This window comes from Prevotella denticola (assembly GCF_900454835.1).
Taxonomy (GTDB): Bacteria; Bacteroidota; Bacteroidia; order Bacteroidales; family Bacteroidaceae; genus Prevotella; species Prevotella denticola.
This window is the reverse complement of sequence record NZ_UGTM01000001.1, coordinates 307,664-332,109: the sequence shown is the minus strand read 5'-3', so window position 1 is coordinate 332,109 and position 24,446 is coordinate 307,664. Positions and strand designations below refer to the sequence as shown.

General features: G+C 52.9%; 17 protein-coding genes. 12 read left to right on the top strand and 5 right to left on the bottom strand.

Going from position 1 to position 24,446, the window contains the following annotated elements:
• Positions 1–329: 329 nt before the first annotated feature.
• The gene (locus DYH27_RS01415; RefSeq protein WP_004351310.1) at positions 330–818 is read right to left on the bottom strand and encodes a Dps family protein; all 489 of its coding nucleotides are present in this window, start codon (positions 816–818) and stop codon (positions 330–332) included.
• Between the two features lie 528 nt (positions 819–1,346).
• On the opposite strand from DYH27_RS01415, the gene guaB reads away from it, so the two are divergent.
• The 7 genes from guaB to DYH27_RS01380 all read left to right on the top strand — a co-directional run bounded on the left by guaB (position 1,347) and on the right by DYH27_RS01380 (position 11,512).
• Positions 1,347–2,831 carry an IMP dehydrogenase gene (gene guaB, locus DYH27_RS01410; RefSeq protein WP_004351338.1) on the top strand — a complete coding sequence of 495 codons (1,485 nt, stop codon included), beginning with the start codon at positions 1,347–1,349 and terminating at the stop codon, positions 2,829–2,831.
• Positions 2,832–2,905: 74 nt separating this feature from the next.
• Complete coding sequence (locus DYH27_RS01405; protein WP_029216616.1) at positions 2,906–4,330, top strand: peptidylprolyl isomerase; 1,425 nt, start codon at positions 2,906–2,908, stop codon at positions 4,328–4,330.
• Between the two features lie 23 nt (positions 4,331–4,353).
• Complete coding sequence (locus DYH27_RS01400; RefSeq protein ID WP_025068358.1) at positions 4,354–5,796, top strand: peptidylprolyl isomerase; 1,443 nt, start codon at positions 4,354–4,356, stop codon at positions 5,794–5,796.
• A 53-nt stretch (positions 5,797–5,849) separates the two neighbouring features.
• Complete coding sequence (locus DYH27_RS01395) at positions 5,850–7,724, top strand: OstA-like protein (RefSeq protein ID WP_029755022.1); 1,875 nt, start codon at positions 5,850–5,852, stop codon at positions 7,722–7,724.
• 267 nt (positions 7,725–7,991) lie between these two features.
• A complete protein-coding gene (locus tag DYH27_RS01390) occupies positions 7,992–8,279 on the top strand; it encodes a hypothetical protein (RefSeq protein WP_025068357.1) in 288 nt (95 codons plus the stop codon).
• A gap of 11 nt (positions 8,280–8,290) precedes the next feature.
• On the top strand, positions 8,291–10,144 hold the full coding sequence (gene mutL, locus DYH27_RS01385; RefSeq protein ID WP_004351333.1) for a DNA mismatch repair endonuclease MutL: 1,854 nt from the start codon (positions 8,291–8,293) through the stop codon (positions 10,142–10,144).
• A 204-nt stretch (positions 10,145–10,348) separates the two neighbouring features.
• Positions 10,349–11,512, top strand: coding sequence for an OmpA family protein (locus tag DYH27_RS01380; protein ID WP_025068356.1), 1,164 nt, complete (start codon positions 10,349–10,351; stop codon positions 11,510–11,512).
• Between the two features lie 218 nt (positions 11,513–11,730).
• On the opposite strand, the gene lipA is transcribed toward DYH27_RS01380, so the two are convergent.
• Positions 11,731–13,551 carry a lipoyl synthase gene (gene lipA / locus DYH27_RS01375; protein WP_081640795.1) on the bottom strand — a complete coding sequence of 607 codons (1,821 nt, stop codon included), beginning with the start codon at positions 13,549–13,551 and terminating at the stop codon, positions 11,731–11,733.
• Positions 13,552–13,777: 226 nt separating this feature from the next.
• Here lipA and DYH27_RS01370 point away from each other — a divergent pair, with 226 nt between their 5' ends.
• Positions 13,778–14,188: an FMN-binding protein gene (locus tag DYH27_RS01370; RefSeq protein ID WP_004352519.1), complete on the top strand. Its 411-nt coding sequence runs from the start codon at positions 13,778–13,780 to the stop codon at positions 14,186–14,188.
• Positions 14,189–14,535: 347 nt separating this feature from the next.
• On the opposite strand, the gene DYH27_RS01365 is transcribed toward DYH27_RS01370, so the two are convergent.
• The gene (locus DYH27_RS01365; RefSeq protein WP_004352502.1) at positions 14,536–15,549 is read right to left on the bottom strand and encodes an aspartate-semialdehyde dehydrogenase; all 1,014 of its coding nucleotides are present in this window, start codon (positions 15,547–15,549) and stop codon (positions 14,536–14,538) included.
• 481 nt (positions 15,550–16,030) lie between these two features.
• Here DYH27_RS01365 and DYH27_RS01360 point away from each other — a divergent pair, with 481 nt between their 5' ends.
• The 4 genes from DYH27_RS01360 to DYH27_RS01345 all read left to right on the top strand — a co-directional run bounded on the left by DYH27_RS01360 (position 16,031) and on the right by DYH27_RS01345 (position 20,929).
• Positions 16,031–18,148 carry a cation:proton antiporter gene (locus DYH27_RS01360; RefSeq protein WP_025068342.1) on the top strand — a complete coding sequence of 706 codons (2,118 nt, stop codon included), beginning with the start codon at positions 16,031–16,033 and terminating at the stop codon, positions 18,146–18,148.
• Between the two features lie 116 nt (positions 18,149–18,264).
• Positions 18,265–18,951 (top strand): ABC transporter ATP-binding protein, encoded by a 687-nt coding sequence (locus DYH27_RS01355; RefSeq protein WP_025068341.1) that lies wholly within the window; start codon positions 18,265–18,267, stop codon positions 18,949–18,951.
• 122 nt (positions 18,952–19,073) lie between these two features.
• Positions 19,074–19,931 (top strand): CvfB family protein, encoded by an 858-nt coding sequence (locus DYH27_RS01350; protein ID WP_025068340.1) that lies wholly within the window; start codon positions 19,074–19,076, stop codon positions 19,929–19,931.
• Positions 19,932–20,053: 122 nt separating this feature from the next.
• Positions 20,054–20,929, top strand: a complete 876-nt coding sequence (locus DYH27_RS01345; RefSeq protein WP_025068339.1) for a tRNA threonylcarbamoyladenosine dehydratase — start codon at positions 20,054–20,056, stop codon at positions 20,927–20,929.
• Between the two features lie 513 nt (positions 20,930–21,442).
• Here the strand turns inward: DYH27_RS01345 and DYH27_RS01340 are convergent.
• Both DYH27_RS01340 and recQ read right to left on the bottom strand, forming a co-directional pair.
• Positions 21,443–22,099: a YiiX/YebB-like N1pC/P60 family cysteine hydrolase gene (locus tag DYH27_RS01340; protein ID WP_025068338.1), complete on the bottom strand. Its 657-nt coding sequence runs from the start codon at positions 22,097–22,099 to the stop codon at positions 21,443–21,445.
• Positions 22,100–22,191: 92 nt separating this feature from the next.
• Entirely contained in the window at positions 22,192–24,375 is a 2,184-nt protein-coding gene (gene recQ / locus DYH27_RS01335; protein WP_013670520.1) for a DNA helicase RecQ, read from the bottom strand.
• Positions 24,376–24,446 lie beyond the last annotated feature (71 nt).

The following is a 24,446-nucleotide window of genomic DNA, read 5'->3' as shown; positions in this document are numbered from 1 at the left end:
GCAAACGACACGAAATCAGCAGATTACGATTGCTCTTGAAAACTACGCCCATCTGCATCCGAATCAAGCATTACTTGCCCTCCAACCAAGCACCAATTGAAACGCAAGTAGTGCCTGATTGGAACGCAACTCACCGTCAGTAGATTTTGAAACAAGAAATATTCTGACAAAAACAGCCATATCGAGGCATTACCTGCCAGGATATGGCTGTTTATTTATGGAGAAACGTGAGGAGGTGTGCCCGAAGCTTTTGTCTGCCCCAGGACAGACCTTCTATGTTCCATACCCTCCAGAGCCTGCCCTATAGACAGTGCCCTGTTCCTGCCGAATTATTCAGCACAGCTCTGCGATCTGACCGCAACGAGCATCCAGACCGTCTTCTCCTGATCCTTCAGGAAGTCGCTTATCAGCGAGACCGTCGTGTCGTCCTTGGCATCGGATGCAAGCTCAATAATCTTACGTTCCCGAACGATCAAAGTCTTGTAAGAATCAAGAAGAAGATCAATTCCTTCCTTGGCACAGCTTACGACACCGGCTTCCTTGATCTCAGATGTCTGCAAATAAGCACTGTAACGGCTCTCCGGCGCACTGCCCAGCTGGAGGATACGCTCTGCCACTTCATCCACTTTCTCTGCTGCATCGTTGTAAAGCTCTTCATATTTGCCGTGCATTACAAAGAAACCATGCCCCTTCACGTCCCAGTGGAAACCGCGAAGATTACTATAATACACCTGAAGGTCAGCCAACAATACGGAGAGTTCCTTTACCACGTACTGTACCTTCTTCTCATCTAAACCTAAAAATTCTAATGTTCTCATTGCTAAAACCTTTCTGTTAAGTTATTTAATCGATTCGAATGCAAAGATAGTTTTTTAATCTTCTTCAAACAACAGACTGTATCTATTCTATTGATAGATTTTTTCTATCAATATTCGTATTCTGTTGTCCAGCAGCCTTTTATTCATTATAAAACGACGGCATTTATTTTCAACCGCAGCTCAAAAACACAATTCGAGTGACAGTCGACCACTATGAAGAGAACAAAGTCTGCTCGGCGGAAAAGTCCATAGGTCGGTCACTTAGATTCAGAGAAAACACTCATCTACATTCATCAACACGCCCCCCCGAAGAATAACCTTCTGATGGCCGGACTTTAACAAGAAATAAAACAAATCTATCCGGGACCATACAAAAATAACGATAGCCATCACTGTTCATTGAACAGTTACTCCGAGCAGGTATATGTCGTTAAATAGCTTTAATTAAGGAATGGAAAAAAAGAAAAACACTGTCTGTTTGAATTTAAATTGCTAAATTTGCATGCAATAAATTTCTAAAATACAATTATGTCATCATTTGTTGCAGAAAAAATCATGATGGACGGTCTGACCTACGATGACGTCCTCTTAATCCCGGCTTATTCAGAAGTGCTGCCCAAAGAGGTGGAATTGAAGACCAAGTTCTCGCGGCACATCGACCTCAACGTACCTTTCGTGACGGCGGCCATGGACACCGTGACAGAAAGCTCGATGGCGATCGCCATTGCACGTGAAGGAGGTATCGGCGTCATCCACAAGAACATGACCATCGAGGACCAGGCACGCCAGGTCGCCATCGTGAAGCGGGCAGAGAACGGAATGATCTACGATCCGGTCACCATCCGTCAGGGACGCACCGTGAAAGATGCACTCGACATGATGGCCGACTACCATATCGGCGGCATTCCTGTCGTCGACGGGGAGAACCATCTCGTAGGTATCGTCACCAACCGTGACCTCCGTTTTGAACGCCATCTGGACAAGCTCATTGACGAAGTGATGACAAAGGAAAACCTCGTCACCACCCATCAGCAGACCGACCTTACAGCGGCTGCACAGATTCTGCAGGAAAACAAGATCGAGAAACTGCCGGTAGTCGACCGTGAGAACCGCCTCGTGGGACTGATTACCTATAAAGATATTACCAAGGCCAAGGACAAGCCCATGGCCTGCAAGGACGAGAAAGGCCGGCTGCGCGTGGCCGCCGGTATCGGCGTCACAGGCGACACGATGGAGCGCGCACAGGCCCTGGTGGCTGCAGGTGTGGATGCCATCGTCATTGACACGGCCCACGGACACTCTGCCGGCGTGATCGGCAAGCTGCACGATGTGAAAGCAGCCTTCCCCGACCTCGATGTCGTCGTAGGAAACATTGCGACAGGCGAGGCAGCGAAATTCCTCGTTGACAACGGCGCTGATGCCGTCAAGGTGGGCATCGGCCCCGGCTCCATCTGCACCACACGCGTCGTAGCCGGCGTCGGCGTACCGCAGCTTACGGCCATCTATGATGTCTACAAGGCTCTGGAGGGAACAGGCGTGCCGTTGATTGCAGACGGCGGACTGCGCTACTCGGGCGATGTCGTCAAGGCACTGGCAGCCGGCGGCAGCAGCGTGATGATCGGATCGCTCGTCGCCGGTACGGAAGAGTCGCCGGGCGACACCATCATCTTCAACGGACGAAAGTTCAAGAGCTACCGTGGCATGGGGTCGCTGGAGGCCATGGAACAGAAGAACGGTTCGCGCGACCGTTACTTCCAGAACGACATCCGGGATGCGAAGAAGCTCGTCCCGGAAGGCATTGCCGGCCGTGTACCCTACAAGGGGACAGTACAGGAGGTCATCTACCAGCTCGTCGGCGGACTGCGCTCGGGTATGGGCTACTGCGGTGCGGCATCCATCGGGAATCTGCACAGTGCCAAGTTCACCCGCATCACCAATGCCGGCGTAATGGAAAGTCACCCGCACGACATCACCATCACCAGCGAAGCTCCCAACTATTCCCGCCCGGAATAAAACAGACCGTAAACCATCCGCCCTCTTCTCTGTTCTGCCAGGGGAGAGGGTATGTGTGTTTCTTAATCACAACAATGAAATTCAAGGCACTACTATCAGTCGCACTGCTCTCCGCCACGATGGCATACGGGCAGGCAGACCCTACCATAATGACCATCAACGGACAGCCGGTGAGCCGTTCGGAGTTTGAATATTCCTACAACAAGAACAACACCGACGGGGTGATCGACAGGAAGAGCGTCGACGAATATGTACCGCTTTTCGTCAATTACAAGCTGAAAGTGCAGGCAGCTCTCGATGCACACCTTGACACGCTTCCTGCTTTCAGGAAAGAGTTTCTCGGCTACCGCAACCAGCAGATACGCCCTGCCTTCATCACAGACGCCGATGTCGAAGACGAAGCACGGAAGATATACCGCGACACCAAGCAGCAGATTGACGCCAACGGAGGCTTGTGGCATTGCGCCCATATCCTCATCGGGATGGGACAGCATACCTCGAAAGAGGAAGAAGCAGCTGCCAGACAGCTTGCGGATTCCATCTATACGGCCCTTCAGAAGGGTGCCGACTTCGCCGATCTGGCGAAGAGGTATTCAACAGACACCAGCTCTGCCAAGAACGGCGGCGACCTGCCCCGCCTCCAAAAGGGGCAGACCGTGGCCGAATTCGAGAAGGCCATGCTGACGTTGAAGCCCGGAGAGACAAGCAGACCTGTGCTTTCACCCTTCGGCTATCATATCATCAGGATGATCGGGCACGAGAGTCTTCCGCCTTACGATTCGCTCCGTTCGGACATCATGCAGTACATCGAGATGCGTGGACTGCGCGACCAGATCATCAACCAGCGGCTGGACTCCCTCGTTCAGGCTGGCGGAAAAGATATTACGCAGGAACAGATATTGGACAGGAAACTTGCGGAACTGGAAGAGAAGGACGCTGACCTGAAGCATCTCATCCGTGAATACCACGACGGACTGCTGATGGTCGAGATGAGCAACCGCACCGTCTGGGACAAGGTTGCCAAGGACGAAACGGCACTGGAGGCGTATTTCCGCAAGCACAGGAAACAATATAAGTGGGCAGAACCACGTTTCAAGGGTATCGCCTACCACGTGAAGAAAAAGGCAGACGTGGATGCCGTGAAAGAATGCGTGAAAGGGCTGCCCTTCAGTAAGTGGGCAGAACGGCTGCGCAATACGTTCAACAAGGACGGCAACATCCGCATCCGGGTCGAGAAAGGAATCTTCCGCAAGGGCGACAATGCACTCATAGACCGTGAGGTATTCGGTCAGAAAGCGACGGTCGCACCTGTCGAAGGATACCCTATTGATGCTGTCTTCGGCAAGAAGATCAAAGCTCCCGAGGAGCTGGATGACGTGCGCGACCTCGTCATCTCTAACTGCCAGGAAGAGCTGGAGAAGTCCTGGGTGGCCGCATTGCGCCGTAAATACAAGGTCGTGATAGACAAGGCCGTACTCTCAACGGTCAACAGACATTAAGAAAAAGACAATACAGAACATCGATGAAGATAAATAAAAGAAAAACAGTTGTCCTGCTTGCAGGAACAGTCCTCACGGCAATGGGGTTGCATGCCGGTACCTCCCGTGCCGGCGGTCCGGGTACACTGTCCGACTCGCTGAAGACCGTACCGGCAGCGACAGACAGGGCGAACAACGTCGTAGACGAGGTCATCTGGGTAGTGGGCGACGAACCCATCCTGAAGTCGGAAGTGGAAATCATGAAGCTGCAGGGCGAGGCAGAAGACATGAAGTGGGACGGTGATCCCGAATGTGTGCTGCCCGAACAGATTGCCGTGCAGAAACTTTTTCTCCATCAGGCGGCCCTCGACAGCATCGAGGTGACGGAGTCGGAAATCGCACAGGGCATCGACCAGCAGATCAACTACTGGATCTCTCTGCCGCAGATCGGTTCAAAGGAGAAACTCGAAGAGTTCCAGCACAAGAGCATGGCACAGATCCGCCAGGACCTGCACGACGACTACAAGAACCGCCAGCTCGTGCAGAAGATGCAGGAGAAGCTCGTCAGCGACGTGAAAGTATCACCCGCCGAAGTACGAGAATACTTCCGGAAACTTCCGGTAGACAGCGTCCCGATGATTCCGACGACGGTGGAGGTGGAGATTCTCACACAGACTCCGAAGGTCGAGCCGGAAGAAATCAACCGCATCAAGAACCAGCTGCGCGACTATACGGACCGCATCACAAAGGGCGAAACCTCCTTTGCCACGCTGGCACGTCTCTATTCGGAAGACCCCGGCTCTGCCCGCCAGGGAGGCGAGCTAGGCTATATGGGACGGGGCATGCTCGACCCTGCATTTGCCGCTGCCGCCTTCAACCTTACCGATCCGAAGAAGGTTTCGAAGGTGGTGGAAAGTGAATTCGGCTATCACATCATCCAGCTGATCGACCGCCGCGGCGACAAGGTGAACTGCCGCCATATCCTGCTGAAGCCGAATGTTTCCATGGCATCCATCGATGCGGCCAAGGAACGTCTGGATTCCATCGGCAAAGACATCAGGAACGGGAAGTTCACCTTCGAGGACGCAACGGCCTATCTCTCGGACGACAAAGACACCAAGAACAACCACGGACTGATGGTCAACTCGTCCGAGAACGCACGCACGTCACGTTTCAAGATGAAAGATCTGCCGACAGAGGTGGCTCGAGTCGTCGACACGATGAAGGTCGACGAGGTCTCCCAGCCGTTCCAGATGGTCAACCCCCGTGGCAAGGTTGTCTGTGCCATCGTGAAGCTGAAGGAACGGACACCGGAACACAGGGCCACCATCACCGAAGACTTCCAGGCGATGCGCGACATCGTTACGGCACAGCGCAGGAAAGACATCCTCCACGACTGGGTCGTGAAAAAGGTGAAGGAGACCTATGTAAGGATTAATCCCCGTTATAAAAGTTGCAAGTTCCAGTACGAAGGTTGGTTTAAATGACAGCAGACAGCAGGTTAAAAGACACATCTCGCAGGCATAGAATCCTGGTCATCATGGTTCTATGCCTGTTTGGGCTATGGCTGTCACAGCCGGTATATGCGCAGAAAACCGTGGAGAAGAAAGGCAGCAGATTCTATATCGACCATGCCGACAATCTTCGCCACAACCAGATGGTGCTGCCCGATGTGCAGATAGCCAAGGGAAATGTCCGATTCCGTTACAAGGGCACAACGCTCAAGTGCGACAGTGCCTACTTCAACGAGAAAGCCAACTGGTTCAAGGCTTTCGGACGTGTCCATATCACTCGGCCGGGCGGTATTTCCATAGACTGCCATCGCATCCATTACGACGGATTCGACCAGACGGTCCATGCCCGGAAGAACGTAGTCGTGCGGCAGCCGGGGCGTTCGCTCCACTGCGACAGTCTGGACTACAACACGGCTTCCAAGGTCGCCAACTACTTCGGCGGACGCGGAACATTGGTCTACAACGGCAATACGGTCGTCGCCGATGAAGGCGATTACAACACAGACACACATGATGCCAACTTCTTCGGAAACGTCGTCATGTTCACGCCCAAGTACCGCATCAACACACCGGAAGCCCACGGCAACACGGAGACAGGAATTGTCCATGTCGTCGGGAAGTCGGTCATCCGTACAGCCAAGGGGGAGGTCATACACACGAACGACGGAACCTACAACAGCAAGACCGACCACATGGAGCTGAACGGACGGTCTACAATCACCTCTCCGAAGCAGGACGTAGAAGGCGACAACATCATCTACAACAGCACTACAGGCGAGGCCGAGGGACACGGTAATGTAAAGATTGTCGACAAGGCGAACAAGCGTACCATCGTCGGCCAGGATGTATTCTACAACGAGAAGACGGGGCACAGCAATGCACGCGGCAATGTGAAGATCGACGACCGTAAAGCACAGCGTGTGATTACCGGCGACGACGTGACCTACAATGCAAAGACCGGCTACAGCGAGGGGCATGGCAATGTGAAGATCGTGGACAGACTGAAACAGCGCACCGTGACCGGACGCGATCTTACCTACAACAGCAATACGCACGAGGGGACGGGTGAGGGCGACGTCTACTACATCGACTACAAAAGAAAGCACGCCTTCTCAGGCGACTATCTGCACTACACGGACTCTGCGGCCATCGCCTTCGGCGGGAAGCCCGGACCGGTAGCCAAGGACTTCTCGCAGGGCGACACGCTCTTTGTACATGCCGACACCATCAGCATGAAAGGTTTCCACATGAACACCCCGGGGATGTACCGTGAAATCTACGGCGTAAACAATGTCCGGGCCTACCGGACGGACGTGCAGGCTGTGTGCGGCTTTCTGGTTGCCAACACCAAGGACTCCTGCGTGACCCTGTACGACTATCCCATCGTGTGGAGCGGCAACCGGCAGCTGGTAGGCGACTCCATCAAGGCTTACATGAACGATTCAACCATCCGCCAGGCCTACGTCTACGGCAATGCCTTCTCGATAGAAACACTGCCCGACAGGAAACATTACAACCAGATTTCTTCCCGGGATATGCGGGCCGACTTCGTTGACGGAGCTGTACGACGCATAGACGCATGGGGAAATGTGGAGGTCGTCTTCTATCACACAGACAAGGACAGCACGCTTATCGGACACAACTATACCGAGACGGATACGCTCCGGATGTACATCTCTCCCCTTCGGAAGCTGCAGAAGATATGGATGTCGAAGTCGGACGGGGTCATCAGTCCGATGACGCAGATTCCACCCGACCGTCTGACACTCCCCCATTTCGAGCTTTTTGACGAGGTACGTCCGAAAGACAAGAACGACATCTTCCGCCGTGCTGCACGCAAGACAGGTGCAACGGTGCGCAATGCAAGAGTGTCCCTACCGCCCCGACAACATATCGAATGACAATGGACAGGGCAAGCCGAAAGATGAACCGGAATGTTCCCGGTCGGTTGGGAAACGGAGTACCAAGCCTTGGGAACAGAAGTCCCGACAGCTGGGAACCGGATTCCCGGAGGGTGGGGACATTCCCTTCGGGTACGGCATATAGATTGATCTTTCACCGGAACGCCCCCGCTACATCAACTTGACAGAACAAGGTGGCAACCCGACTCCCCTAACCCCCACAACTCCTCTGACTCACTTAACTCCTTCAACTCCTCCCATAGCCCAATGCTTTTCTTCCAGTCATCCCATCCCCGCCGTTTCCACCACGAATATATGTTCGTGGACGAACGCAAGGAACTGCTCAAGGATATGGAGCAGCGTGTACGCCATGAACTGAATGAGAAGGAAGTCCCCGAAAGCAGTCGGCGGACAGAACTGCGACGCAGGATCGGCGGGTCGTTGAAACCGCAGGTACTCCGACAGCGGCACAACCGCTATACGGCGATGTGGGTATCGCTGATACTTTCAGCAGGCATCATCGCCCTGCTCACCTTATTGTTGTTCATCTTTTAAACGGATAGCTCATGAGTGACATCATACAACTTTTACCAGACAGCGTAGCCAACCAGATAGCAGCCGGCGAGGTCATCCAGCGGCCGGCCTCGGTCGTCAAGGAACTGGTGGAGAATGCGATTGATGCCGAAGCGAAGCACATCAATGTGCTGGTAGCCGACGCAGGCCGCACGTCCATCCAGGTAATTGATGACGGCAAGGGAATGTCGGAGACCGATGCACGGCTCTCTTTCGAGCGGCATGCCACTTCCAAGATCCGCAAGGCCGACGACCTCTTTTCGCTCCATACGATGGGGTTCCGCGGCGAGGCACTGGCTTCCATCGCCGCCGTTGCACAGATCGAGCTGAAGACGCGTATGGAAAGCGAGGAGCTTGGCACACACCTTTCTATCGCCGGCAGCCGTTTTACAGGTCAGGAGCCCTGTTCCTGTCCGGTAGGAAGCAACTTTCTGGTCGAGAACCTCTTTTTCAATGTCCCGGCCCGACGTAAGTTCCTGAAATCCAACACCACCGAACTGAACAACATCATCAATGCCTTCGAACGCATCGTGCTGGTCTGGCCCCAGATAGCCTTCACCCTGCACAGCAACGGTACGGAGCTCTTCAGTCTCCGTGCCTGCAACTACCGCCAGCGCATTGTGGAAATATTCGGCAAGCGGCTCAATCAGGATCTCCTGCCGATAGACGTCGATACAAGCCTATGCCGTATCCACGGATTCGTAGGCAAGCCCGAGTCCGCCCGCAAGAAAGCACCTCATCAGTATTTCTTCGTCAACGAGCGTTACATGAAGCATCCCTATTTCCACAAGGCCGTCCTGACCGCCTTCGACCGTCTCATCCCGCAGGGAGAACAGGTGCCGTACTTCCTCTACTTCGAAGTACCGGCAGAGAACATCGATGTGAACATCCATCCGACCAAGACTGAGATAAAGTTCGAGAACGAACAGGCCATCTGGCAGATACTGCTCGCGGCAGTCAAGGAAGCCGTGGGACGGTTCAACGACATCCCCTCCATCGACTTCGATACGGAAGGGAAACCGGACATCCCGGTCTTCAGCCCCAATGGAGAGACGACAGCACCGAAGATTGATTTCAATCCATCCTACAACCCTTTCAGGCCCACATCTCGGGCCACCGCGCCGAAAGGATGGGAAGAACTCTATCCAGGACCGGATGCTGAAACGGAGACCCGGCAGCCACAGCTCTTCGGACAGCAGGACACCACCGGAACAACAGACAGCGAGACGATTGTCTCCTCCGTGGCGACACAGCCCGCAGCCGAATCGATGATAGAAGACCAGGCACCCTCACATTATCAATACAAAGGATGCTACATCATGACAGCAGTGAAGTCGGGACTCATGATCATCGACCAGCACCGTGCTCACATCCGTATTCTCTATGAGGCTTACCTCCGGCAGCTATCCGAGCACAAGGCACATTCCCAGAAGGTACTGTTCCCAGAGATGGTGCAGTTCGCTGCCGCCGACCAGCTTGCCCTTGACCGTATTCTGCCCGAGATGGCAGAGATGGGCTTCCAGCTCGACAGCCTCGGAGGCGGGAGCTATGCCGTCAACGGAGTCCCGGCCGGCATTGAAGGCCTGAATGTCGTCACGCTCATCAATGAGATGGTGGCCTCAGCCGTGGACAGCGGTACGAGTGTGAAGGAGGATATCGACCGTACTCTGGCACTCAGTCTTGCCCGAAATGCTGCCATCCCACAAGGACAAGTGCTGGGAAATGCCGAAATGGACAATATCGTCAATGAGCTGTTTGCCTGTACCAACGTCAACTATACGCCGTCCGGCGAACCGGTGATAGCTATTCTTAAACAGCAGGACATCGAACACCTGTTTGACAGCTGAAAATCCGGCAGGACGAAGCGTCCTTACAGGACCTGTGGAACTGACAGAAATCAGCATACACGTTAAATTCATTATTTTTTGGGGAAATAATATTATAATTAGAATTTAATTACTATCTTTGCACCAGACTCCTGTGGGACAACAAGACCACATCGGCAGATAATAGAGAGATAAACAAATTAAGATTGTTAAATAAATAAGGTTATGAAAAAATTATTAATGATTATGGCATTGGCCGGCTGCACAATGACCGGCTTTGCTCAGGACGAGACGCTTACCGAGAAGTACAGCGTCGCTACAAATTCCTTCTGGAGCAACTGGTTTGTACAGGTCGGTGCAGACTGGAACGCATGGTACTCAAACCAGGAGCACGGCCGCAATGCGGCCGAGAGCCCATTGAAGCGTTTCCGTTCAAATCCGGGTGCTTCCATCGCTATAGGTAAATGGTTCACACCGGGTCTCGGTCTCCGTACAAAGGTACAGGGCATCTGGGGCAAGCGTGTAGGTGCCAGCCTCAATCCGGCTTCTCGCCTCGACAACGGCAACAAGTATTGGATTGCCCAGGAGCAGGTAATGTTCAATATGAGCAACCTCCTCTGCGGTTACAATGAGAACCGTGTATGGAACGTCATTCCGTTCGCTGGTGCCGGTATCGGCCGCTCTATGTCTGCAAACCGTTACGCCATGGGGCTGAGCGCAGGTGTCCAGTCTACATGGAAGGTCTGCAAGCTCATGCGTGTTTACCTTGAGGCTGGCTGGAACCGCTACGAGGGCGACCTCGACGGCGTGGGCGAGGCTACGACAAAGGCACGTGGCTGGGCTTCTCACGACAACAACCTCTACGCAGAAGTCGGTCTGAACTTCAACCTCGGCAAGGGTACTTGGAACAAGGTTCCGGATGTTGATGCCATCAACGCACAGCATCAGGCAGCTCTCGATGCACTGAATGCAAAGCTCCGCGACTCAGAGGCTGAGAACGCTCGTCTCCGTGACCAGCTTGCCAACCAGAAGCCTGTAGAGACAACATCAGAGTCTGTCAAGCAGCTGGTCAACACACCGGTTTCCGTCTTCTTCAACATCAACAAGTCAACCATCGCTTCTCAGAAGGATCTTGTAAACGTACAGGCTCTTGCAAAGTATGCAAAAGACAACAATAACAGCCTCCTTGTTACAGGTTATGCTGACAGTGCGACAGGTACTCCTGCTTACAACCAGAAGCTTTCTGAGCGTCGTGCCAACACGGTTGCCAACGAGCTTGTCAAGATGGGTGTTGAGAACAACAAGATTACTGCTGTCGGCAAGGGTGGTGTAGAGACACTGTCTCCTATCTCCTTCAACCGCCGTGCGACAGTCCAGGTTACAGAGTAATCCTCTATTTATCACGCATAAAAAAAGTGCTTCCCGTAAAAGGAAGCACTTTTTTTATGCGTGATATCATCTGTTTCTATCCTGACCTCTCGGTTTTCATTTCCTGTTCTCCCCCCATTACATGATCTGTCTTCTCCCTCTTCCATCGCTTGTTTCCGCCCGCAAACTCCATTCTCCCACTTCCGGGAAGGTCCGGAGAGATTTTCAGAGAGAGACTTCTATCCCTCTGCTGCATGGTAGGACGAGCGCACCAGCGGACCACTCACCACGTGGCGAAATCCCTTTTCCAAAGCAATCCGCTTGTATTCAGCAAACTGTTCTGGTGTGATGTAGGCTCTGACCGGCAGATGGTGGGCCGTCGGCTGGAGATACTGGCCGAGCGTGAGCCGTCGGCAGCCTGTCGCAAGGATGTCATCCATCGTCTCCAGGATTTCCTCATGCGTCTCCCCCAGACCGAGCATGAAACCAGTCTTCGCGGTGATGCCGCAGCCGGCTATCTCACGGAGGACCTCCAGACTGCAGTCATACCGGGCTACGGAGCGCACGGAAGGCGTGAGCCGGCGCACAGTCTCCATGTTATGCCCTGCCACGTGCGGACGGGTGGCCATCACCTGTCGGACAAGGTCAGACCGCCCCATGAAGTCGGGAATAAGGAGTTCTATCTTCGTGTCAGGATTCATCCGTCTGACCTCCTCAACCGTCCTTATCCAATGGGCAGCTCCATAATCCGGCAGGTCGTCACGGTCGACTGAGGTGATGACAGCATACCGCAGCCGGAGTGCCTTTATCGATTCCGCCACATGGCGCGGTTCATTGGGATCGAGATGGTGCGGACGACCGCTCAGCGTATTGCAGAACCGGCATTTACGCGTGCAGATTTCACCGCCGATCATCAGCGTCGCCGTGCGTGCCATCCAGCATTCAGCCCGGTTAGGACACAGGCCGCTGGTGCAGATGGTGTTCAGGTGATGGCGTGCCAGGATACCCGCCGTTTCACCGGTCGACTTCTTCGATGTAAGGTCGATCTTCAACCATGCAGGCTTCATCACGTGCGGTTCCCGACCGAAGAGCAGACGGAGGAACTGGCGCAGTTGCAAGCCCCGCACAATGGCAGACAGGTCCACGTCCTGCAACGTCTCGCCTACCGCCTCCCGGGTGAATGCGCATCCCTTGAGCAGTGCCAGGAAGTCGTGGTCGATGTCGCCGAGAAGGAAGTAGTCGCCAACCATATTGATGTTTCCGATGATGTTGTTCTTCAGCTCCAGATGCGCTTCCAGCGTACCGACACCCTCGAAGCGGTGCTTCCGCACGACGGTGTACTTCGGATTCTTTCCATAGACAAAGCTGTCCGATGCCAGTTCCTTCTCCAGCTCCGCCACACCCTTCATATCCTCGTCAGTCAGCTGCAGCACATCTGCACCGCACATCTCACGACGTACATAGTCCATGAAAGCAGAAATGCCGAGATGCGTATAGGCCGCAAGGTTCATGACCCGCTGTTTTACAGACTCCACTCCCTTGCTCTGCAGCTTTTCCTTTGCCGGTGTGAGTGCATTGAAGAGATGGTCGAGCCGGGTGTCGAAGAGCAGGGAATTGTGCAGCACGCTCCGGCCGGGAAGCTGGTAGAAAGCACATCCGGACACCTTCGCATTGTCAATCAGGATATCATTGCGGCCCGACAGCCGTGCGTCGATTCCCAGCCCCTGAAGCATTCTGGCCATGCGTTGCATATAGCAGGCAAAAGCCTCGTTGGCATTCGATGTGCGCGAAATATAAGAGAACTGTAAGCACCCTTCGTCGGCATAGATGCACCCGCCGCCGCTCTTGCGTCTGAAGATGTCAATCTCATGCAGCTTGCAGTAGCCGGTGTTGACCTCATTGTCTATCAGCTGGTTGCGACCCAGCATCACCGTGGGGTTCACACGCCAGCCCACGAAGTATTCGTCATCGGTGTAATGGCGTGCCACGTATTCTTCCACTGCAAAGTAGAAGGGCAGTTGATGAATGGTTTCCGGTTCCGGCAACAGTATATATTTCACAGCTTGGTATTTGATTGTTTCTGCTGACAAATGTACGAATAAAAAACCAATCAGAGAAAATAAAACCAGGAAAAACAGATGACAGGCATCAGATGGCAATCGGGCTGTCAACCTTGGTCCGCACATAACGCCGACATTTAAAAAAAACAAAAAACACGATTTCATCCTCTACTTTTTGTATTTTTGCAGTCGGACAATTCAAGAATAGACTTAAGGCAAACAGATTATGCTTAGCAGACAATTCATTTCAGCAGCCTTTATAGCCGTGACGGCTACAGGCGGTATTGCCTATGCTGCAGGCCAGCAGGGCAAAGTTATGTACAGACAGGCTGACGGCACGTATGTGGTCAACACGGCCACGCTCACTGCCAACGTAAAAGGGTTCAAGGGTGCCACTCCGTTGGAGGTGTTCATCAAGAACAACAAAGTGGTGAAGATTGAGGCACTGCCCAACCATGAAAGCCCGAAGTTCTTCGACCGCGTCAGACAGCAGCTTCTACCGAAGTTCAATGGCATGAAGCTGTCCGAGGCAGCCACGGCGCAGAAGATTGACGGGGCGACGGGTGCCACTTATTCCTCACGTGCCGTGAAGGAGAATGTCGCCGCTGCCGTGGCTTATTACAGGAAGAACAGATAGGCAAACATACAAGAGCCGCTTTTCCCTTCCTGAAATAATCTTACACAATCATGCCGACATCACCGTATGGAACAGGTGCAAATGGCTTTTGCATCGGATCAGTAACAGACAAGTAATCAACTTGTTATAGACCGTAGAAGAAAGAGTGCTTAGTTGGCTTTCTGTCAAGGCTTAGTTAGACTTCAATCAGGCACCTTCCGAACGCCTGTCAAGGCTTGATTGAAGTCTTATCAGGCATCAGTCGGATTGGGAGAAAGAAAAAACATGACAAAAACATCCCCTCCGGGAAGCGTGCAGTTTCCGGCACACTTCCCGGAGGGGATGCTGCTTTCTTTTTCTTGTTGCTTTTACTTCACACTTCCCGCCTTGACAAGGTATTCCGCAATCTGCACAGCATTCAGTGCAGCACCCTTGCGGATTTGGTCGCCGGTGAGCCAGAGGGTGATGCTGTTGTCGTCAGCAAGGTCCTTGCGGATGCGCCCGACAAAGACATCATCTTTGCCGGCACTCTCCAAAGGCATCGGATAGATATAGTGCTGCGGATCGTCGACAAGCGTCACGCCCGGAGCCGTCTTCAAAGCTTCACGGACTTCCCCGACGGAGAGCGGACGCTCGGTCTCGAGCCAGACCGCCTCGGAGTGGCTGCGGAGCGACGACACACGGACGCAGGTGGCAGAGGTACGGATGTCGGAGTGCATGATTTTCCGTGTTTCGTTGAACATCTTCATCTCCTCTTTCGTATAGTCATTCTCCATCATCTTGTCAATCTGCGGAATGACATTGTAAGCGAGCTGGTGCGGAAACTTCTCGATGGTCTTCACCTCACCCGTCTCCACCAGTTCCTTATACTGCTGCTGCAGTTCCTGCATGGCCGCTGCACCGGCACCGGATGCGCTCTGGTAACTGCTGACGTGTACTTTCCTGATATGGCTGAGCCTGTCGATCGGATTCAGCACGACGACCATCATGATGGTGGTGCAGTTGGGATTGGCAATGATGCCACGCGGGCGTACGAGCGCATCCTCGGCATTGATTTCCGGGACGACCAGCGGCACATCGGCATCCTGACGGAACTGGCTGGAGTTGTCGATCATCACGGCACCGTACCGGGTGATGGTCTCCGCAAACTCGGCAGATGTACCCGCACCGGCACTGGTGAAAGCTATGTCAACACCCTTGAAGTCATCATTGTGCTGGAGCAGCTTCACTTCGTAATCCTTCCCCTTGAAGGTGTACTTACGTCCGGCTGAACGTGTCGAACCAAACAGCACCAGGCTGTCCAGCGGAAAGTTTCTCTCGTCCAGAAGGCGCAGGAGTTCCTGTCCTACGGCACCGCTGGCACCAACAATTGCTACTTTCATCTCTTTTATGTCTTTATTGGTTTTACGAATCCTTTGTCATTGCAAAAGTACTATTTTTCCAGCAATGCCGGCTACTGTCAGCCTTTCTTTTTTCGATTTTTGCAGCGATTTCAAATCGATTATAACTTTTTGCAAGACAATATGCACCGTACGATTACGCGATTATCTTTCGTACGACAGAAGCATAAAGTCTTCAAAGCAGAAGAACGAACCTCACGTTTGACAGTGATTTTAAACAGCTGTCATCCTCATGTGATTCTATTGCTTCCGCCTAAAAACGAACTCGTTAAAATCTGTCTTTCCACCTTCAACACTTTTTCACTCTGTTTATAAATACGTCATTAAAGCCTATTCATCTACGTAGAGGTATATCAAACTTTTTCGTAATTTCCTTCTAAAGAAAAAAGCATTTTCTTTATCCCACTGGCTTATAAATCACAGTTTTTGTGTAAATTTGCAGACAACAAGCGAATAGACTTTCATGCTGAATTTATCCCAGTATTTCCCTATCACCGACCCGACGCTGATTTTCTTCGTCGTCCTGCTGATGATACTGCTTTCGCCCATCATCATGGGACGGCTGCGCATTCCGCATATCATCGGCATGGTGCTGGCGGGTGTCGTCGTGGGACAATACGGACTGGACATACTGGAGCGTGATGCCTCGTTTGAGCTTTTCGGACGTGTCGGCCTCTATTACATCATGTTCCTTGCCGGTCTGGAAATGGACATGGAGGGGCTGAAAAAGAACCGCAACCGCGTGGCCGTCTTCGGGCTGCTGACCTTTCTCATACCGTTCGTTATGACTTACGCCATGGCATCCTGGCTGCTGCACTATACGCCTCTGGGCTCCCTTCTGCTTGCAGCCATCATGGCCTCGAACACACTGATAGCCTACCCCATCGTAGGACGGTACGGACTGACACGCCATACGAGTTCGACGCTGAGTGTGGGCTCGTCCATGATGGCGCTCTTCCTGGCACTGATTGTCATGGCCTCCATCGTCAATTCGTTCCATGGCGGCAGCGGAATCGTCTTCTGGTTGCTGTTCGTCGTGAAGTTCGCAGCTTACTGTGCCGGCCTCATTCTCGTCATTCCTCGACTGACACGCTGGTTTCTCCGCCGTTATTCGGATGCCGTGATGCAGTTCATCTTCATTCTTGCCACAGTATTCCTTTCCGCTGTACTGTCGGATGCTGTCGGATTGGAAGGCATCTTCGGTGCGTTCATGTCCGGACTGATACTGAACCGGTTTGTACCCAAAGTCTCACCGCTGATGAACCGCATCGAGTTCACGGGCAACGCACTGTTCATTCCTTACTTCCTGATCGGTGTAGGTATGCTGATCAATGTACGGCTGCTCTTTGCCGGGAGCAGAATCCTCTGGGTGGTATTCTGTCTGGTCTTCTTCGGCACATTGGGGAAAGCCGTGGCGGCTTACCTGGCAGCACGGCTCTTCCGTATGCCGTGGCTGTCGGGGCACATGATGTTCGGTCTTACCAGTGCCCATGCTGCCGGTGCCATCGCCATGGTAATGGTGGGACGGCAGCTGGAGACGGCACCGGGCAGGTATCTGTTCGGTGACGAGGTGCTGAATGGCATCGTCATCATGATTCTATTCACCTGCGTCATCTCGACCGTCATTACCGAGCGCGCGGCGCAGCGTCTCCGCCTGCAGGAGAAGGAGGAACCGCAACTGAAGAAGGACATTGACGATGAGAAGATACTCATCCCGGTGAAATACCCGGAGTATGCCGACAACCTTGTCACGATGGCGACGATGATGCGCAATCCCCGCTCCAAGCGGGATCTGGTGGCATTGAATGTGGTGTATGATGATGTGAATATGCGGCACAACCAGGCTGAGGGACAGCAACTGCTGGACCATCTCCGGCATCTGGCCAGCGCATCGGACGTACCCATGACCACACAGGTGCGTATTGCGGCAAACATCGCCAACGGCATCAAGCATGCCTTCAAGGAATTCCAGGCATCAGAGATATTGATGGGTCTGCATTTCCACAAGGAAGTCAGCCGGGGCTTCTGGGGGGAGTTTACACGGAGCCTGTACAATGGACTGAGCCGCCAGATCATCATCACCCGCATCATGCAGCCGCTGAATACCATCCGCCGCATACAGGTGGCTGTCCCCTCACGTGCGGAGTTCGAGCCGGGATTCTACCGGTGGCTGGAGCGGCTGGCGAGGATGGCCGGCAACCTGGAGTGCCGTGTTGTCTTCCACGGCCGGCAGGATACGCTGCAGCTTGTCAAGGAGTTCATCCGCAACCGTTTCCCAAGCGTCAGGGCCGAGTATGAGGAGCTGGAGCACTGGAACGAACTGCCGGAACTGGCGACAAGGATACGTGAAGACCACCTCTTCGTCATCGTGACAGCCCGCAAAGGGACCATTTCCTACAAGAGTGCGATGGAACGGCTGCCTGACGAGGTGAACAAGTGTTTCAAGGGAAAGACACTCATGATCATCTTCCCTGACCAGTACGGCAACCGGATGGACGACATGACCTTCGCCCAGCCGCAGCACACAGAGGAGCGCAGTGCCTACGAGGCTGTAAGGGAGTGGATTCAGAACAAGGTATAAGCATTGCCTCTGTCTGCCTGGTCCGTTTCACAAAACAGACTGGTCTACCCGTCCCGGCAGACCTCACCGGCCTGCCTTCCCAACAGGTTCCATCGGACAGAGAAAAGTAAAAGTATATGATTGACATTAAGAATATAACAAAGAGTTTCGGGTCACTTCAGGTGCTGAAAGGCATCGACCTGCACATTGACAAAGGCGAAGTCGTCAGCATCGTCGGGCCGTCCGGAGCCGGAAAGACCACTCTGCTGCAGATACTCGGCACACTGGACAAGCCCGACAGCGGGTCTGTCGTCGTAGACGGAGTGGATGTCGGCAGACTGTCTGCCGACAGGCTGAGCGACTTCCGCAACCAGCACTTGGGCTTCGTCTTCCAGTTCCATCAGCTTCTCCCGGAGTTTACCGCACTGGAAAACATCATGATTCCTGCCTATATCGCAGGCAGGAAGACGAAGGATGCACGGAAACGTGCCGGTGAACTGCTTGCGTTCATGGGACTGACCGACCGTGCCGGACACAAGCCTAACGAGCTCTCCGGCGGTGAGAAGCAGCGTGTAGCCGTTGCCCGTGCATTGGTAAACAATCCTGCCGTCATCCTTGCCGATGAGCCTTCGGGCAGTCTGGACACAAAAAACAAGCAGGAACTGCATCAGCTTTTCTTCGATCTTCGGGACAGATTCGGACAGACATTCGTGATCGTGACGCATGACGAGGGACTTGCCAAGATAACAGACAGGACCATCCACCTTAAAGACGGTCTGATAGAAGCCGCCCACGACCCCGCAGAAAGAAAGGGAGACTCCTGAAACAAAAACATCAGAATAAGGTCAACCATCCTTCCTGTATCACCTATCATCGCCTATCCCCGCTTATCCCCGCTTATCATCGCTTATCATCGCCTATCATTACCCAATAATCATCTCCAAAAATGTCTAAAATAAAGCTCGGAGCATACAATACGCTCACAGTACAGAAAGTCGCACTGCGTGAAGGCAACGGCGATCCGTTCGGTCTCTATCTCGACGGCGGACCGGCAGGTGAAATCCTCATGCCCCAGAAATACGTCCCGGAGGGTACGCAGATCGGCGACGAGATAGAAGTCTTCGTCTATCTCGACCAGGACGAACGCCCCATCGCCACGACCGAGAAGCCACTGGCACAGGTAGGCGACTTCGCTTATCTGGAATGTTCGTGGGTCAATGAGTATGGGGCATTCCTGTCATGGGGTGTCACGAAAGATCTCTTCTGTCCGTTCCGTGAACAGAAGAAACGAATGGAGAAAGGCAGCAGCTATATCGTCTACATCCATCTCGACGAAGAGACCTACCGGCTTGTAGCCTCGGCAAAGGTGGAACATTATCTCGACGAATGTCCGGGAGGTTACAAGCACGGACAGGAAGTTGACCTGCTGGTATGGCAGAAGACCGACCTCGGCTTCAAGGTCATCGTTGACAACCGGTATGCAGGACTTGTCTATGAAGACCAGATTTTCCAGTACATTCATACCGGCGACCGGCTCAAAGGCTACATCTCCACTGTCCGCCGTGACGGAAAGATAGACTGTACGCTGCAACCGGCCGGACACCGGCATGCTGAAGACTTTGCAGAAGTCCTGCTCCAGTATCTGAAGGACAACAGCGGTGTATGCGACCTCGGTGACAAGAGCGAGGCAGAAGACATCAAACGCCGCTTCCAGGTATCGAAGAAAGTGTACAAACGAGCCGTCGGCGACCTCTACAAACGCCATCTCATCACCGTCGAACCCCTGATGATAAAATTAGTCTGAGAGTCCCGCTCCCCTGCCCCGTTTCCTCTATCAAGAACCATCTCGACAGAAGAAACCATCAGGATAAATCTCATCATCGCCTATCATCGCTCATCACCGCCCATCACCGCCCATCATCGCCTATGCACAACCAATTCTCAAGAACCCAACTTCTCCTTGGCAAACCCGCTATCGACACCCTCAACGGCAGCCGTGTGGCGGTCTTCGGAGTCGGGGGCGTAGGAGGCTATGCCGTCGAAGTGCTTGCACGCAGCGGCGTGGGGGCTATTGACATCATCGACAACGACCGTGTGTGTCCGTCCAATATCAACCGGCAGCTCCTTGCCACCACCAAGACGGTAGGACAATATAAGGTCGATGTGGCTGAAGAACGCATCCATGCCATCAATCCCGACTGTATTGTACGCAAGCACCGGACTTTCTACCTGCCGGACAATGCCGACCAGTTCGATTTCACTCTTTATGACTACGTGATTGACTGTATTGATACGGTCAAGGCAAAGCTCGACCTCATCTTCCGTTGCCACGAGCAGAACACTCCTCTGCTTGCCTGCATGGGTGCCGCCTACAAGCTGGATGCCACCCTGTTCCGTGTGACCGACATCTTCAAGACCATCAACGACCCACTGGCGAAAATCATCCGCAAGAAACTCCGCAAGACGAATATCAAGCATCTGAAAGTAGTCTACAGCCCCGAAGAACCACTCGAGAGCATCCTGCCACTTGAAAGTCCCGGCTCGTCCGATGAAGACTGCTCCGACACCATCCGGCATTCCGTGCCCGCCTCAAACGCATGGGTACCGGCCGCAGCAGGACTAATCGCAGGAGGAGAGGCGGTGAAGGACCTTATCCTTTCAGCCCACACCATGCGCATCCGACCCGAAGAAGAGGCTGCAAGCGAACCGGCCCGCATCGCACGTGAGCGGGCTGCAATGATGCTGGAAGAGCATAAACGGATCAAAGCGGAGCAGACTGCAGCGGACAAGCAGTGCTTTTGACAAGAAATTAAAAAAGAGAAGATGAAAGATGATAACAAGTCAGAGCTCTTTACAGGTGCCGATACGATTATAAGTGCAGAATAAGTAAGCCCCCTTCTTAAATAAGTCTTTCCAACACAATGCTTCACCGACTATAAATTGCTCCCATTCCGGCAATATACGGCAGGGAGCGGGCCATCAACACGACTGGTGCTTACCGACAACTCCATAAGTGACGGCCATCAACACATCTGCAGAGAACGGGAAAACCGATTCATTCCGGCCGCTCTTATATACAGTAAAGTACCAATGAACAACTTATATTGAAAATGCTCACCGAACAGTACTAAATTTTATTTGCTGTCATTCCCGTCATCCCAAGCAGGTGTCAAAGTGATTAGCTTACAGGATATTATCTCGAAATGTTAAAATGACAGCAAATGAATTAAAAAATTATATTGTGATTATCTCTTGAAAAAAGTTGTGGTATTATAAAGGCCATTCACAATGATCAGGTTATTCGAAAGTCAGAGTTCAGAATGCGCAAGCAACTTTTACAGCCTTGTCACGTGACAGCTGTCCGGGGTTAGTACCGGGTTCTCCTTCGGGTACTTCACGATGGTAGAAGGCATAGAAGCGGATCCAGGAGTCTAAAATCTTACCGTCTTTACCATGAAAAGACATAGGGATAGTGGGGAATATCGGGAGTCCATGATGGTCGACAAACGACTTCTGGACCAGTTCACTGCAATAGATTTCCTTGTCATCGGGCATATAGAAGTGGTCGTAAGGTCTGCCGAGATAGCTCAATGCCCGTTTCATAGAAGTAGCTATATCACAGTCGGCAATTACCCTTCCCACAGCAATGAGCGGCCTCCCTTCTTTCCCCTTCGCACGGTTGAGGAAGTCGGTCAGGGCTGTAAGCACAACCCCTTTTCCGATTGCTTCCAGTGCATAATCAACGCTGTCCGTATGATGGAAAATCGCCACATGGTCAATCTTCAGTCCGTCAATGCCCTGTGTTGCATCTGTAATGGCATTGCTTTGTTCTTTCACAACAAACATCAAGTCTCCCTCACGCAGGTTGTGGAGGGAGATGTCTTCATCCTGCTCCAACGCTGACGAACAGCCACAGAACAGAATGAACAAGACTAAAAGCAGAGGCTTCAGGTTTTCCGGGAATCTTCCCATGGAGTATAAAATCTGCTGTTAATAATATATGTTTACGGGTGTCTTGTTCTGTGCAGACAGCATACCGACAAAATGTCTGAACAGCAGAAGCATCAGTTGGCCATTTCAGAAAGGAACTTGATGCGGACAAGACGGATTTCAACTTCACTGTAGTCCCCGTCCAGTTCTTCCATTGCCGTCTCGATGCTGTCGGTCTCACTGTCCATGAAGTAATCGTAGATGTCGTCAATCTGCTCCTCATCATACACCTCCTCGAGGAAGTAATCGATGTTCAGTTTCGTCCCGCTATAGACAATCTCCTCGATCTTCGTAAGCAGATCGTCGAAGTCGAGTCCCTCCGCCGTGGCAATATCGTCGAGCGGCAGCTGACGGTCGATGCTCTGGATAATCTTGACCTTCTGCATAGACTTCTTGGCTACCGTCCTGACACGCAGCTCCTCGGGACGCTCAATATGGTTCTCTTCACAATGCTGCTTTATCAGTTCGCAGAACTCCTTTCCGTAACGTTTCGCCTTGCCGGCGCCTACTCCCTGTATGTTCTGCAGCTCCTGTTCGTTGACAGGATACATCATCGCCATCTGCTCCAGAGAAACATCCTGGAAAATCACGTAAGGAGGGATTTCCAGTTTGCGGGCAATCTTCCGGCGCAGCGTCTTCAGCATGGAGAAAAGCTCCGGGTCGAGGACAGCCGTACCCGCCATCGGTTCGTCGTCTTCATACTCATCCTTGAACTCGGTGTCCATGACAATCATGAACGATTCCGGCGACTTCATAAACCGCCGCCCGGCAGCCGTCAGTTTCAGCAGTCCGTAGTTCTCGACATCCTTCTTCAGGTATCCGGCCAGCAAAGCCTGCCGGACGACAGGACTCCATATTTTCGGATCTTCTTCCTCGCCGGCACCGAACTCTTCCAGCTCGTCATGCCTGTGGTCTTTCTGGTCGTCGGTAGCCCTTCCCCTTACAAAGTCGATGACGTATTCCTGCCTGAAGTTCTCCTTCAGCACCTTGACCGCCTGGAGAACCATCAGAAGCTGCTTCTGTCCCTCAATCTTCTTCTTGGGATGCAGGCAGTTGTCGCACATTCCACAGTTGTCCTTCGGATAATCCTCTCCGAAATAATGCAGCAGCATCTTCCTGCGGCAGACAGACGACTCGGCGTAGGCTTCCGTCTCCTGCAGTAGCTGCCGCCCGATGTCCTGTTCGGCAACCGGCTTCCCCTCCATGAACTTCTCCAGTTTGTTCAGATCCTTCTTGGAGTAGAACACGATGCAGAGTCCCTCCTCTCCGTCGCGCCCGGCACGGCCGGTCTCCTGATAATAACCTTCAAGGCTCTTCGGAATGTCATAATGGATTACGAAACGCACATCCGGTTTGTCGATTCCCATACCGAAAGCAATCGTTGCCACAATGACATCCAGTTCCTCCATGAGGAAGTCGTCCTGTGTCCTGGAGCGTGTCTCGGAGTCGAGCCCGGCATGATAGGGTGCGGCCTTTATGTCATTGGCCTGCAGGACGGCGGCCAGTTCTTCCACTTTCTTGCGCGACAGGCAGTAGATGATACCGCTCTTGCCAGCATGCTGCTTGATGAACTTGATGATCTGCCTGTCGGTATCGTCGTCGCTCTTCTTCGCCCGCACCTCGTAGTACAGGTTCGGACGGTTGAAGGAACTCTTGAACTCCACGCAATCCTCAATGCCTAGACTGCGCACGATGTCCGTACGCACCTTGTCGGTAGCCGTTGCCGTAAGTGCGATGACTGGAGCAACGCCGATCGCATCAATGGCATGGCGTATCTTGCGGTACTCCGGACGGAAGTCATGTCCCCATTCCGAGATGCAATGCGCCTCGTCAATGGCGTAGAAGCTGATTTTAACCGACCGCAGGAATGCAATGTTCTCCTCCTTGTTCAGTGACTCCGGAGCGACATAAAGCAGTTTCGTATGACCCGAGACGATATCCGCACGTACCTGGTCGACCTCGGCCTTCTTCAAGGAAGAGTTGAGATAATGCGCCACACCGTCCTCCTCGCTGATGCCGTTGATGACATCCACCTGATTCTTCATCAGGGCGATGAGCGGAGAGACGACAATCGCCGTGCCCTCCATGATCAATGAGGGGAGTTGATAGCAGAGGCTCTTTCCGCCGCCTGTCGGCATCAGCACGAAAGTGTCGTGTCCGGCAAGAAGATTGCGGATGATAGCCTCCTGGTCGCCTTTGAACTTGTCAAAGCCAAAGTAATGCTTAAGTTTTCCGGTAAGATTGACGTCCTGTGTCATGTTAATAGCTGGTATGTTCCTTTCCTTTTAGGTTCGGTAGAAAAACGATACAGCCTGCCGACATGAATCCG

Coding starts and splice junctions, on each gene's coding strand:
- DYH27_RS01370 (WP_004352519.1), top strand. CDS start 13,778: ATGCTTAGCAGACAATTCATTTCAGCAGCCTTTATAGCCGTGACGGCT.
- DYH27_RS01415 (WP_004351310.1), bottom strand. CDS start 818: ATGAGAACATTAGAATTTTTAGGTTTAGATGAGAAGAAGGTACAGTAC.
- DYH27_RS01390 (WP_025068357.1), top strand. CDS start 7,992: ATGCTTTTCTTCCAGTCATCCCATCCCCGCCGTTTCCACCACGAATAT.
- DYH27_RS01340 (WP_025068338.1), bottom strand. CDS start 22,099: ATGGGAAGATTCCCGGAAAACCTGAAGCCTCTGCTTTTAGTCTTGTTC.
- DYH27_RS01365 (WP_004352502.1), bottom strand. CDS start 15,549: ATGAAAGTAGCAATTGTTGGTGCCAGCGGTGCCGTAGGACAGGAACTC.
- DYH27_RS01350 (WP_025068340.1), top strand. CDS start 19,074: ATGTCTAAAATAAAGCTCGGAGCATACAATACGCTCACAGTACAGAAA.
- DYH27_RS01405 (WP_029216616.1), top strand. CDS start 2,906: ATGAAATTCAAGGCACTACTATCAGTCGCACTGCTCTCCGCCACGATG.
- DYH27_RS01400 (WP_025068358.1), top strand. CDS start 4,354: ATGAAGATAAATAAAAGAAAAACAGTTGTCCTGCTTGCAGGAACAGTC.
- DYH27_RS01380 (WP_025068356.1), top strand. CDS start 10,349: ATGAAAAAATTATTAATGATTATGGCATTGGCCGGCTGCACAATGACC.
- guaB (WP_004351338.1), top strand. CDS start 1,347: ATGTCATCATTTGTTGCAGAAAAAATCATGATGGACGGTCTGACCTAC.
- DYH27_RS01395 (WP_029755022.1), top strand. CDS start 5,850: ATGGTTCTATGCCTGTTTGGGCTATGGCTGTCACAGCCGGTATATGCG.
- DYH27_RS01355 (WP_025068341.1), top strand. CDS start 18,265: ATGATTGACATTAAGAATATAACAAAGAGTTTCGGGTCACTTCAGGTG.
- DYH27_RS01360 (WP_025068342.1), top strand. CDS start 16,031: ATGCTGAATTTATCCCAGTATTTCCCTATCACCGACCCGACGCTGATT.
- mutL (WP_004351333.1), top strand. CDS start 8,291: ATGAGTGACATCATACAACTTTTACCAGACAGCGTAGCCAACCAGATA.
- DYH27_RS01345 (WP_025068339.1), top strand. CDS start 20,054: ATGCACAACCAATTCTCAAGAACCCAACTTCTCCTTGGCAAACCCGCT.
- recQ (WP_013670520.1), bottom strand. CDS start 24,375: ATGACACAGGACGTCAATCTTACCGGAAAACTTAAGCATTACTTTGGC.